This window comes from Microvirga terricola (assembly GCF_011777495.1).
Taxonomy (GTDB): Bacteria; Pseudomonadota; Alphaproteobacteria; order Rhizobiales; family Beijerinckiaceae; genus Microvirga; species Microvirga terricola.
The window spans coordinates 25,581-38,109 of sequence record NZ_JAATJS010000008.1 but is presented as its reverse complement, the minus strand read 5'-3'; the positions used below and the strand labels follow the sequence as shown (position 1 = coordinate 38,109).

The window sequence follows — 12,529 nt, the reverse complement described above, 5'->3', positions numbered from 1 at the left end:
GGCCCTTTCCGGTACCGAGCTAGATCTTCCGGTTGATGGAGAATCGGCGTTGGCCGCCCCTATCGGGGAGGACCTTGTGCTTGTCAGCGGAGTTTCCGACGCCATGCCGGGTGTCGTACCCGTTCTGCTCAATGGCGACCCGGCCATGTCCATGACCGCAAGTGTTTTCACATGGACACGGAACGGCGCGTCGGCGGAAGCAGCCATCGGCTTCATCGCGGTCATACCGGTCAAGGTTGCCGGTCGGGTTCGTGTTCGCTCGGTTGTCATGCGTCGCAAGGGACAGCAGCCGGTACGCTACACATTGATCCGCCGAGCTCTTTCCTTGGAAACGTTCATGAGCATGACATCGCGCGATGCCGGGCCAGAGTTCTCCGGTGTCGCGGATGGTGTCGCCAATGCTCTTTTAAAAGGGGGAGCCAGCTCTAAGCGCCTTGCCGCCATGCTTGCGATGCTGAGCGCTGCAGCGCTCAATGACGGATTTGTCGAGGTCATGGGCACGCTCGATACCGGAGAGGTCTTCCTTCAGGGATGGTCAAGCGGGCTACCGTCTGATCGGGTGCATTTGCTCGCATCACACGGGCAGCTTTCCATGGGCGAGTTCCGAAGCGCGGCTGTTCAGCGCGATGATCTCGGCGGACGTGGACATGGATTTGTCGGAATCCTGGATACCGGAGGGGCGCTCGTTGACACGCGGGGCCTGAAGCGCCTGTTTTTTCGAGGTGGTCAGGGCTGGCTTGCGCTCGATATTTATGACCGCTGCACCCATCTGGCGCCAACCGATGTGCCAGCTCATATTCGCGACGCCATTCCGCGAGCGAACGCTAGTTCTGAGACGCTGATGACATTGCGACGCGCGGGAGAGCGTTTTGATGGTCGGGATACGGTATCGACCCTCAAGCAGCCGGTTCGCATCGGCATGGACATGGTTCTGGAGTTGCCGAAAGGTGGCATGCTGGTCTGTGGCTGGATGCTCGACCCGGATAACTTGGTTCAGTCTGTCAAGCTTCATGCCGGGAAGGAATCCGTCGCGATTGACGGGATCTGGACGCGATTGGCTCGGCCGGACGTAACGGCAGCCTTCCAACAGGATGCCGCGTTCGCTCAAAGGCTCGATCCGCAACAGAACGACCATGGCTTCATGGCCTTTGTTCCGAAGCTATCCGCCGCGAACGACTGCGCGGTCTATTTTGAATTCTCTCTCGACGACGAAACCGCGTTCTATCCCCTCAAGGCGGTGAAATCATCGTCACGGCGCACGCTCGATCGGGTGATAACGGTCCTCGATCCTCGCTCCGCTGCCGCCGCGTCCGCAATCGAGGCCCATGTTGGGCCGATGCTTCAGGCGCTCGACCATCAGAAGCCGCGTGTCGTAGAACACCGGGATTTCGGCTACGATGAGAGCGCGGTACTGACCGGTCTCGTTGTCGGCGGAGGTTTCGAGTCGGAAGAGATCCTGACGACATTAGTCCTTCTCGCGCTCGATCCCGATACGCGCGACTTGCCGATGATCCTCTCGGTGCCGGCGGAGGTCTTTGGAAAAATCGCGCTGGAGGTCCAACGCCTGGCAAGCTTCTATCGTCTCGGCATAAGGCTTGTCTCGGCTGACGGCGTTCAGGATGCCTGCGATGCGTGGGATGCAGCGGTGCATGCGACGGAATGCGAGACGCTGGCCCTTCTCTCCGCGGGAGCGCTACCCCGTCTTCACGGATGGTTCTCGGTGATGGAACGTGCATACAGGGCACGCGCGGGCAAGGTTCTGGTGAGCCCGACGGTGGTCTTCGAGGACAATTCGATTTCCTTTGCCGGTACGCTCCTGGATCAGCGAGAGCGCAGACTGGTCGACAGCTTTCTCGGGTATCCTTGCGACGTGATCCGAGGCGCGGAGCCCATCGAGGTCATGGCGGGCTCCCCTGCATGTTGCTTGGTCTCTAGAGCCGCCTTTCAGGATGTCGGCGGATTCAGCCAGTCTTATTTGAGCATCAAGGAGAAGGTGCGTGATCTCTGCCTCAAGCTGAGACTCGCTGGCACACCATCCCTCTGGTTGCCGGAAGTGGAGATGATCGCCGCCGATGTAGTGCCTGCCGATGCCAACCTGCCTCGGACGCGGCTGACGCAACGGATCGATCACTGGAGTTTCGACCGGCGCTGGTCTCTCTTGGTTTCCAATATGCGAGGGACAGAATGACTTACGACCCGCTGCGAATTCTAATCGTCTCGCACGGCCATCCGAGCTTCTCGCTCGGTGGCGCGGAGATCGCCTCCTACAACCTCCACAAGGGGCTCAACGAGACGGAGGGCGTCAACTCCCGCTACCTGGCTCGTGTCGGGCACCCTGTCGTCCGGCACGGAGGAACGGCTCTTCTCAGCCTGCGGCAGAAAGAGGGTGAGTTCCTCTATCATGCAGACGAGTATGATCACTTCCTCCTTTCCAATCACAACACCGAAGAAATTGAGCGGGATTTTCTTCGAGTCGTGCTGGACCTCAAGCCGGATGTGATCCACTTTCACCACTTCATAGGACTCGGGCTTGAGTGCATCTATGCGGTTCGCCGGGCACTGCCTGATACCGTCATCGTTGTGACTTTCCACGAATTTCTCGCGATCTGTCACCATCATGGCCAGATGGTGAAAACGCGAAGCACAAACCTTTGCCGTCAATCCTCACCCGCGGATTGCAACGCGTGTTTTCCTGATATCTCGCCGGCGCGCTTTCTGCGTCGCGAGAATTTCGTGCGCGGTCTGCTCCAGGTCGCCGATCATTTTGTGTCACCAAGCCGGTTTCTGGTCGACCGCTACGTTGACTGGGGGCTGGAGCGTTCCAAATTCACCGTCATCGAGAATGGTTTGGATATATCCGCGCCGGTTGCGCCGCGAATAGGTGCCTCCGGCGGGCGGCGCGCCCGCTTCGGGTACTTTGGGCAAATCACATCGTTCAAGGGCGTCGATGTCCTGCTCGACGCCGTCGCTCGCATTCCGGAGGCGATCTGGGGCGAGGATGCGCAGCTCATGATCTTTGGCGGAAATCTCGACAGGCAGCCCAAGGTTTTTCAGGAGAAGATTGAGAAGCTCATCCAGCAGGCCGGGCCTCGTGCAAGGTTCTACGGTGCCTACCAGAACAGCGAAATGCCGCGTCTGATGCGCTCCATTGATTGGACCATCATTCCCTCAATCTGGTGGGAGAACTCGCCCATCGTGATTCAGGAATCCTTCTTTCACGGGCGGCCGATGATTTGCAGCAACATCGGCGGAATGGCCGAAAAGATCACCGATGGCGTCGATGGTCTGCACTTCCGTGCCGGCTCATCCGAGGATCTGGTTGACCGCATGGTTGAAGCCCTGACCGATGAGACGCTCTGGGAGCGTCTGCGTACCGGCATCACGCGCCCAATCGATTTCCGCGAATGCGCGAAGCAGCATCTCGATCTCTATTACAGCATCGCTGCCAGCCGGGATCGCGGAGCTTCTCGCTCGGTGCGCTCGGCATAATCGATACCCTGAGAAATCCAACCATAAGTAATTAAGGAGACAAAAGTGGCACGCATTCTTGTTATGATTCCCTCGGGCGAGGTATATGACCACGACAATGTTCGCTGGTATCGCTACAAGGAGATTCAGAACCATATCAATCATTATCATAATATCGGCGACGCTTTCGTCTTCGATTCATCCCTCAAGCTCCTGAACTTCGAAAAGCTTGGCGTTCTGCCTATTGCCAATCCGAATCTCGATGACATCGACCGGCTGAATGAGGAGTATGATTACGTCTTCCTGCGTGGTTCCAACTATGTGCACAAGGACATGCGCTGGAGCCAGACTATTGATGTTCTGAAGAGGTTGAAGATCCCGGTCATCGCTTATGGCATCGGCGCTCAGGCGCCGGTCAAGGGCAAGCTTGAGCTCTCCGACGAGACCAAGACGGTCCTCCGCATGATGGCGGATTCGACCACCTCCATCGGTGTGCGCGGCACCTACTCGGCTCAGGTCCTCTGGGATATCGGCATTCGCAACGTGCGGATCATTGGTTGCCCTACGGCATTCCGGCGCAACAACCCCAACATGAAAATCCAGTTGCCGCCGCTCGAAAAGGTCCGTTACGCGGGCATTACTATGCGCCGAGAGGTGTCTCCGGCCTATGCGCAGGATATTAAGCGCTACCTGACCTTCCATCGCGATCTCGTCAAATCCCTGGCGCAGCGCTTCGACGTCGTCCTCATGGCGCAGGGCGAAGTCGAGGAGAAGAAAATCGTCTTTGGCACGCAAGAGCAGAAGGAAGAAGCCTTTGCGGCTCTCCGCGCCAACAAATGGGTGTCCGACTGGTACATGGACGAGACGATGGAGAAGCTCCATCGTGAGCGGCTTTTCTATTCGGATGTCGTGGCCGACTATGAGGACCTTGTTCAGCAGAAGGACCTCGTCCTGGGCTATCGCCTGCACGGCAATCTGATGGCCCTGTCGAACGGAACGCCTTCCATCTACTTCACCTATGACAGTCGGACGGTGGAATTCGCCGAGACCTTCCAGATCCCGAGCTTCGATGTCTTCTCGGGCAAGGATTTCAACCTCGAAGAGTATTGGGATCAATCGTTGTTCGACAAATTCAACCGTGCCTACCACCACACCTATCGCGAAATGCGGCAGTTCCTGGTGGAGAATGGTGTCGATACCAAAATGGTCGATGTCATGCAGAGGGTTCAGGAGCCGACCCAAAAGGCTGCCTGATGGCCCGGTCGAAGAGAACGCTGGAGCTACTCGCCGTTTCCCTCCTGGCGGCGAGCAGCCTGTGGGCCGGTGTTCGAGCCGAGAAGCCCGAGCACCGGTCCCTCATGGTGGTTCCCGATGGACCTGTTGAGACGGTTTTTGAGTGGGCTCGGGACGCATGCGCAAAGAACAACGTGCCGGACGCGCCGGCACGCGCGTTTCGCGGCGCTTCCGGGCAAGTGAGCCTAGTCGTTAGTCACAACGACAATCGGGCTCTTGTTGGGCCCGACCTCGATGGTGTACGGCCAAAGTGTTCCATGTTGTATGAGGGGAAACGGTCAGCCAGGCTGTCTGATTTCGATGATCTCAGCTGGATCGGCGGCGTCTATACCCGCGATGGAACGACGGTTTACGCGCTCGCTCATACTGAATTGAGAGGCGAGCGCACCCCCGATCAATGCCCAGCCGGTCGCTACAGTCCTTGTTTGCTCAATACCATCACAGCTCTTGTTTCGCGTGACGGCGGACAAAGCTTTCAGCCCCTGGAGGTGTCGAGGCCGCCGGTTGTCGCAACATTGCCTTATGGGTTCCCGACGGATCGCAACGGGCGCGTGGGTTATGCAAACCCTTCCAACATCATCGAACACGAAGGATGGTTCTACGCATTTATCTTTGCGGATGGATACAAGGCGCAGCGCCGCGGAAACTGTCTGATCCGCACCAAAGACCTTGATGATCCGTTTTCCTGGCGGGCGTGGAATGGAACGGATTTCTCGGCTGAGTTTGTCGATCCCTTCCGGCAATCGGTCGAGAACCCGGGGGCCCATGTCTGTGCTCCCGTCGCGCCGAATGCAATCGGTCGCATGATTGGTAGCATGGTCAAGCACCGCGAAAGCGGCAAGGTCCTTGCGGTGTTTGGCGACAGGCGCCGCAACCTGGAGGGGCGTTGGGTGGAAGGGATATTTGCCTCGACATCATCGGACCTTCTGACTTGGTCGGATGCGTCTCTCGTCATGGAGGCGCAACTGCTTTGGGACAAATCGTGCAATGAGCTGCACGCCTATTTTTACCCCTCTCTCATCGATCCCGGCGCTCGGACACCGTCATTCGAGGATATTGGTGAACGCGGGTTCCTCTATCTGACCCGGTACCAGCTCAAGAATTGTGCAGTGACCTGGGATCGCGATCTCGTGCGCATCCCCGTGACAATTCAAGTCGAGTGAGAGCGCGTGTAAACCATGGTTATCAGGTATCGGCGTGCCTCAGCTTCATCGAGACGCGGATAAGATCGCGCGTTTGAGCTGGGTCGCTCGACGCATCAATGGGTTTCCATGTCATGTCTCCGTGAGCGCGCTGGCGCTGGCCTGCCAGCACCTCAACGGTTGCGTCGGATGGATCGTGATGCCGGGCCGCCAGGCGGGAAATGAGCGTTTCTCGTGGTGCCTCAAGCCAAAAGCCGTGGAAACGAACGCTTCCCTGCTCGGCAACTTGTTGAATGGCCTCGCGCTCGTCTGCACGGTCAAAGACGGCGTCCACAACGACGCCGTGACCCGTATCGAGAATGCGGCGAGCTTCCCTTCGGAGAAAGTTGTAAACCTTCTCTGACACGCTTGCCTGATAGGCTGCCTCAGGAAGATGGGTCTCAGCCGCGACACCATATAACTTCTTGCGTATTCGATCACTGTTGAGCGTTCGTGCGCCGGGGGCGGGCCCGAGAGAGGCGGCGAGAAGCGAGGTGACGGTCGATTTCCCTGATCCGCTAAAGCCGCCGATTGCAACCAGGCTTACGGGCTCGGGTTGCAGCAATTTGCACGCGAGATCGAAGTAGGTCCGCGCTTCGGCCTCAAACGTTGGCTTATTCTTCGCGTCCGCACTGGCCATCTGCGCCGCCGTAACGTGGGCTCTGACCGCGGCGCGGATCGCCATAAAGAAAGGCATCAGGGGCAGTCCGTCGCCTTCGTCGCACTCGTCGAGGTATCGGTTGAGCACGAGATTGGCGTGGTCACGTTGATCGCGGTGCCATAAATCCATCAGCAGGAAAGCGAGATCATAGAGGATATCGATTGTCGCGAGCGAATCGTCGAACTCGATGCAGTCGAACATCGTTGGTATCCCGTCCACGAGACAGATGTTGCGCAAGATCAGATCGCCATGACAGCGCCGGACCTTTCCAGCTTCGCGCCGCATGTCGAGAAGTGCGATGTGCCGCTCCAGTGTTTGCTTGAAAAGTGCGAAAAACGCATCTGCCTCCTCCCCGGTGACGAGGCCCGTCGCGCGAAGAGAGCGGTCATTGATGTGAAGAACGGCGGCGATCCCATCCGCGCCGCCATGGGTTCCGCTGCTCGCCGCGTCACGATGAAAGGCGGCGATGCACCGCGCGAGATCTGTCATGATTTGGGGCGTTAGCGCGCCACGTTGGGCCATGTTATCGAACAGCATCATCTGATCGAAGCGACGCATTTCGACCACGGCATCAACGAGAGAGCCGACTCCGTCGAAGGATAGTTGGCCGGCCATATCCCGCGTAATCATTCGAGCGCCGAGGTAGAGCGTGGGAGCCGTCCGCCGGTTCAGTGTGACTTCCGTCTGGCATGCAGCGAGGCGCTTCTCGGATGTAGAAAAATCGAGATAGGGGTAAGAGACGGCACGCTTCAGCTTGTAAGCGCGGTCGCCTGCCAGGAAAACCAGCGATGCATGTGTCGCTATGGTTTCAAGGTTCCAGCCACGCTGCTTGAGGATGTCCTCGATAAAGCTGACGACATCGCTCTGATCGCTGACAATCATGACGCCCTCTCCTCAAGGAACAGTTGGCGATCTTCATGATATAGACAATGTGCGTGGTTTAGGCAGAAAAAGAGAAGAGGTCTGCGCCCTGGACGAGATTTTCGTCGCGCTCAAGCTCGATCCGGTGGAACTTCGCCTGCGGCGCTATTCTGAGCATGGCCAGAGCAGCGGCCTTCCGTTCGCCAGAAAGAACCTGCGCGAATGTTACCGACAGGGCGCGGAGCGCGTCGCCGAAATGGAATTTCGACGATGCCACATTCGACCGCACGGCGGCGTCCTTCTACAATCCGGACCGCGTCAGCATCGTCATCCATAATTGCCGCGCGCGGCTGGAGACCTGAAATATGACGAACTGGAAAAGCGGCTTGCCAAATGTCCGGTCATTGCCGTGCCGACAATCTTCGGCAACCGAGCTGATGACCGAACGAAACCTGAAGGGATGGCAATCCCGGCCAACCAGGCGACCGTCCTGGCCGGCGACGACGAAACTGCGTATCTGGCCTTTGTGAGAGACCCAGCTAAATGGGCAATCGAACGCCACGTCCTGTGATGGGATACACTGAGGCTGGCGGGACGTTGGCGATCGCTCTTCCGACCGGGGATGCCTTGAGCCCAAGTCGGTCCAGCATCGGGCGAGAGATGGGGCATCTCGGGCCATATGTGAACTGGTAGAAAGCGGCACCTGGACGCATGTACCGAAAGGAGCCTGAGAGGATTCTAATGATCTTTCGTGGAGGAAGATTCAGGAGCGGAATGCCGCTGACGACAGCTCCCAAGGGCGCTCCCTCGAAGAGGCCATGATGCGCCAGTCGCGAGGCATCCATCCACAAGACGCGCGCCCGCGGGAAGCGGTGATGCAAAAGGCGCGCGAAATCGGAGCCGTACTCGATAAGCGTGAGTTCTTCCTGACGAAGCCCCTTGTTCAACAAGGCCTCCGTAAAGACGCCGGTTCCTGGGCCTAGCTCTAGAACTGGGCCGGAGGTTCGGCTTATCTCAGACGTGATGACTTCCGCCAACGCATTACCCGAAGGTGCAATCGCCCCGACATACTTGGGATCGGCAATCCAGGCCTTAAAGAAATGAAGTAAGTCACTCGAGGGCATCGACCGATCCTTTGATTGCGCGATCTGTTTACGCGTCTTCGGATAGGTCCTTAATGGCCGTGCCCGATTACATAGACATTACGTGCCGACGTATTTCCATTTGTGCGTATGACAATTGATACGAGGCTACGGGCGGGCGAAGCCGTCGCGAAGATCTATCTTGATGCCGACTGGCGCGGGGGGCGGAACGTCATACGGAAACAGGCACCTCCGTGCGGAACGTTGATCACCGTGATGCGGCCCCCGTGGCGGCGGACGATCTCACGCACCAGGTGAAGCCCGAGCCCGGCGCCGCTTCTTTGGGGGTGAAGCCGATGAAACGGCTTGAAGATGTCTTCGTTGCGTTCTGCCGGAACGCCATCCCCCTCATCGGTGACCGAGATCGAGTAATCCGATCCGACGGTGATCGTAATCGTTCCTCTCCGTCCTCCATGTTGAATGGCGTTCTGGATGAGATTGGTCAGGGCCCTTTCAAGGGACGATTGATCGCCATCGATTGGCATCTCATCCACGTCGGACTCAAGCGCCGGCTCATATCCCGCTGCAATTGCCAGAGGCGCGAGATCGCTCGCCACGCGACGAGCGAGATCAACCAAGTCGATGCGCGCAAACTCCGGTGCGGATTGGGACAGGCGCTGGATATCGAGGAGTTGCCCGGCCAGATTGGCAAGACGGTTGAGAGCTTCAAGGAGTCGATCTTTGACGGCCCCTTCGGCCAGCGACTCAAGGCGGACTTGCAACACTGCGATGGGCGTCCGCAATTCATGGGCCGCAGCCATCAGGAATCGTTGCTGCCCTTCATATTCTCTTTCGAGGCGGTCCAGTGCGTCGTTAATGGCCTGCACCAAGGGCGCGGCTTCGCTGGGAACGGCATCGGCCGACAAACGGGTATGAAGTTGGTTGATGTCGATATCCCTTGCTTGCGCGGCCGCCTCGCTCAGCCCGGCCAGGGCGCGTCGTATGACGACGGGGGTCACAACAATTGTTGCAATGATCAGGGGAACTAGGCTCGGTAGGATGAGGCTTGAGATGACGAGTGACGTCGCCATCAGAATTTTGTGTGGCGTCACTTGCGGCCCGGACCCGGTCAGGATTTGGACGCGACCGGCCTGGGTGTCGATCCATTTCATGCGTGCGGTGGGGCGAGACGAGCTGTCGTCGGCCATGTTCCAACCGAGCCGGGCCTGCCCGATCTCGTCGAGCGACGCACCGATACGGGCGAAGACGGATGGCGGCTGTCCCTCGGCTAGTCGTTGCCCGTTTTGATCGCGCACAATGAACCAGTGGTCAGGAACCTTGGAGCGAAGGTCAGCGAGCGCCGGTGTTGGACGAAGCAAGAGACCGTTGTTCTCGTCCCGAGCAAGTGCCTCTTGGAGGATGGCTATGGTCTCGTCTTCCGTCTCAAGGTTCACGAGCAGGCCCGTGGCGGACAAGGTTCCGACCACGAGGACAAGAATGAGGACGAGGCCCGCAATTTGGAAGGCAATGAGCCTCCATATGAGTGTCCGCGTAAGAGATCGTACCGGAGAGCTGATCATGCGACCTGCTTCAGGAGATAGCCGATACCTCGGACACTATGGATCTCGATTCCAGAGTTCGCGTCACCGAGCTTTCGGCGCAATCGTGAAATGTGGGTATCAAGGGCGTTAGACTGGATTTCATCGTCGAAACCATAGACTGCCTCTTCGAGTGTCGCCCGCTGCACGGTTCGACCTTTGCGCCGCATGAGAGCCTCCAATACGAGGAGCTCGCGCCGCGAAAGCTCAAGCGGTTTACCGTCGATGCCCGCCGAACGCTGCTGGCAGTCAAACGAAAGCCGTCCTGCCCGAATGACATCCGAAGAAAGGTTGGCGGGGCGACGGAGGACCGCCCGCAAGCGAGCCAACAGTTCCTCTACGGCAAAGGGTTTCGCGAGATAGTCGTCCGCGCTGGCATCAAGCCCGACGACCTTTTCTCGTAGCTCCCCCCGCGCTGTCAGAACAATCACAGGCACGCCGGGATCTTGGGCTCGTAGGGGAGGGATCAGATTCAGTCCGTCCCCATCAGGCAGGCGTCGATCAAGCAGGACGGCGTCATGGCTTCTCAACGCGGCAGCCTCCTCCGCCTCGGCGAGAGTTGCCACTCTATCGACGAGTACCGAATACTTCCTGAGGGCTTCGCTCAGAGCGTCGGCCATCTGAGGGTCGTCTTCTACGAGCAGAATCCGCATAGTCGGCATTTCCAGCCATTGTAATAAGTTAGTGCTTACCCCGGCACGATTGCACGAACATTACAATAAGGCCGAACCCAGCGCGCCGACCGCCCGGTCCGTTACTGACACATGGTCGATGATTTTATGGATGCAGCGGATCATCGACAGTCAAAGGCGAGGAGGCGCTTACGCGCGCTCCTCCCAGAGCTTGGCCAGTTCGACGATGGTCCTCACGGCCTTTTCCATGTCCTGGCTGCTGACGAATTCGAGCGGGGAATGGAAGGCATGGCCGCCGGCGAAGAGATTGGCGCAGGGCAGGCCCATGAAAGAGAGGCGCGAACCGTCCGTGCCGCCGCGAATGCTGCCGCGCACCGGCTCCATGCCAGCCCGCTTGATCGCCTCCAGCGCGTAATCGACGATTTCCGGATTGCGGTCGAGCACGATCTTCATGTTGCGGTACTGCTCCTTGACCGTGAAGGTGTAGCTGGAGCCCGGATGGCTTTTCATCACCTCCTTGGTGATATTTTCCAGAAGCGCTTCCTTGCTCTTGAGGCCATCCTCCGTGAAGTCGCGGATGATGAAACTGAGGTTCGCCTTTTCCATCACGCCGGAAACGCCGGTCGGATGGATGAAGCCGTCGCGGCCGGTCGTCATCTCGGGGGCCAGGTTCTTCGGCAGGCGATCTATGATAGCGCCGGCGATCTTGATGGCGTTTTCCATTTTGCCGAAGGCGAAGCCCGGATGCATCGCCACACCCTTAATGGCGATCTCCACGCCATCGGCGGAGAAGGTCTCGTCCTCGATGGTGCCGGCCGTCTCGCCGTCCATCGTGTAGCCGAAATCGGCGCCGAGTTTTTTCAGATCAACCTTGACGACCCCGCGGCCGATCTCCTCGTCAGTGGTGAAGAGAATGCGGATCGCGCCGTGCTTGATGTCCGGGTTCTTGATCAGGAGTTCGGCCGCCGCCATGATTTCGGCGATTCCAGCCTTGTCGTCGGCGCCGAGCAGCGTTGTGCCGTCCGACGTGACGATGTCGTTGCCGATCTGGTCCTTCAGCACAGGGTGGTCGGCAACGCGGATGATCTGGTTCGGGTCGCCGGGGAGTTTGATGTCGCCGCCCTGGTAGTTCCTGACGACCTGCGGCTTGACGTTCGCGCCACTGAAATCCGGTGCCGTATCCATGTGGGCACAGAAGCAGATGACGGGAACGTTGTTCTTGGCCGTCGTTGCCGGAATGGTCGCATAGACATAGCCGTGCTCGTCGAGATGCGCGTCGGAGATGCCGATCTCAAGCAGTTCCTCGACCAGTAGGCGGCCGAGGTTCTTCTGCTTCTCGGTTGAGGGTTGAGTTTGAGACTTGGCGTCGGATTGGGTGTCGATGACGACGTAACGGAGAAAACGGTCGGTAACGCTGGCGGCCATATCGCGATCCATAGTGCGAAGGAAGACAGCGGGCTTTGTAGCGGGGTAAAGCCGTCGCGTGAATGGGCTGCGAGAATCCTTATTTTCGGGCGTCCCAAACAATCAACCGCATTCCGATGGCGGAATTATACAAATATATCAGAGGCTTGGGTTGTCCTCACCGAATGGCCGCGATTGTTATTGCTAGGGCTGTCGAGTAGAACGGGGCAAGGAACTGCAATGCTGGCCCGGTTTCACCTGTGGGATAGGTAAGTCTCCCCGTGCCAGCGCGTTAGAAAACCGACGTCTCGAAAATGTCATTCTCTCCGCTATTCTCGTAAGGGGGAGT

General features: G+C 58.5%; 10 protein-coding genes and 1 pseudogene. 5 read left to right on the top strand and 6 right to left on the bottom strand.

What is annotated here, in order from left to right; translation table 11 throughout:
* Positions 1-49: 49 nt before the first annotated feature.
* The 4 genes from HB375_RS17260 to HB375_RS17245 are packed head-to-tail and all read left to right on the top strand — an operon-like array spanning position 50 to position 5,924.
* Positions 50-2,188: a glycosyltransferase family 2 protein gene (locus HB375_RS17260; protein WP_205800253.1), complete on the top strand. Its 2,139-nt coding sequence runs from the start codon at positions 50-52 to the stop codon at positions 2,186-2,188.
* On the top strand, positions 2,185-3,489 hold the full coding sequence (locus tag HB375_RS17255) for a glycosyltransferase family 4 protein (RefSeq protein WP_167674315.1): 1,305 nt from the start codon (positions 2,185-2,187) through the stop codon (positions 3,487-3,489). Before HB375_RS17260 ends, HB375_RS17255 begins: the two co-directional genes overlap by 4 nt.
* Before the next feature lie 45 nt (positions 3,490-3,534).
* The gene (locus tag HB375_RS17250) at positions 3,535-4,722 is read left to right on the top strand and encodes a polysaccharide pyruvyl transferase family protein (RefSeq protein WP_167674313.1); all 1,188 of its coding nucleotides are present in this window, start codon (positions 3,535-3,537) and stop codon (positions 4,720-4,722) included.
* Positions 4,722-5,924, top strand: coding sequence for a hypothetical protein (locus HB375_RS17245; RefSeq protein WP_167674311.1), 1,203 nt, complete (start codon positions 4,722-4,724; stop codon positions 5,922-5,924). The genes HB375_RS17250 and HB375_RS17245 overlap by 1 nt, the downstream gene beginning before the upstream one ends.
* Positions 5,925-5,946: 22 nt before the next feature.
* Here the strand turns inward: HB375_RS17245 and HB375_RS17240 are convergent, their stop codons facing one another.
* Both HB375_RS17240 and HB375_RS17235 read right to left on the bottom strand, forming a co-directional pair.
* Positions 5,947-7,485, bottom strand: a complete 1,539-nt coding sequence (locus HB375_RS17240; protein ID WP_167674309.1) for a bifunctional aminoglycoside phosphotransferase/ATP-binding protein — start codon at positions 7,483-7,485, stop codon at positions 5,947-5,949.
* A 58-nt stretch (positions 7,486-7,543) separates the two neighbouring features.
* Complete coding sequence (locus HB375_RS17235) at positions 7,544-7,753, bottom strand: hypothetical protein (protein ID WP_167674260.1); 210 nt, start codon at positions 7,751-7,753, stop codon at positions 7,544-7,546.
* On the opposite strand from HB375_RS17235, the pseudogene HB375_RS17230 reads away from it, so the two are divergent.
* A pseudogene (locus HB375_RS17230) lies at positions 7,704-7,885 on the top strand (alpha/beta hydrolase); the annotation flags it as partial. The gene HB375_RS17235 and the pseudogene HB375_RS17230 overlap by 50 nt on opposite strands.
* A 118-nt stretch (positions 7,886-8,003) precedes the next feature.
* Here HB375_RS17230 and HB375_RS17225 read toward each other — a convergent pair.
* The 4 genes from HB375_RS17225 to pepT form a co-directional block, all read right to left on the bottom strand.
* Positions 8,004-8,588 (bottom strand): class I SAM-dependent methyltransferase, encoded by a 585-nt coding sequence (locus tag HB375_RS17225; RefSeq protein WP_167674307.1) that lies wholly within the window; start codon positions 8,586-8,588, stop codon positions 8,004-8,006.
* Positions 8,589-8,743: 155 nt separating this feature from the next.
* On the bottom strand, positions 8,744-10,000 hold the full coding sequence (locus HB375_RS17220; protein WP_343232436.1) for a sensor histidine kinase: 1,257 nt from the start codon (positions 9,998-10,000) through the stop codon (positions 8,744-8,746).
* A gap of 122 nt (positions 10,001-10,122) precedes the next feature.
* The gene (locus HB375_RS17215) at positions 10,123-10,797 is read right to left on the bottom strand and encodes a response regulator (protein WP_167674303.1); all 675 of its coding nucleotides are present in this window, start codon (positions 10,795-10,797) and stop codon (positions 10,123-10,125) included.
* A 168-nt stretch (positions 10,798-10,965) separates the two neighbouring features.
* The gene (gene pepT / locus HB375_RS17210; protein ID WP_167674301.1) at positions 10,966-12,201 is read right to left on the bottom strand and encodes a peptidase T; all 1,236 of its coding nucleotides are present in this window, start codon (positions 12,199-12,201) and stop codon (positions 10,966-10,968) included.
* Positions 12,202-12,529: the final 328 nt, after the last annotated feature.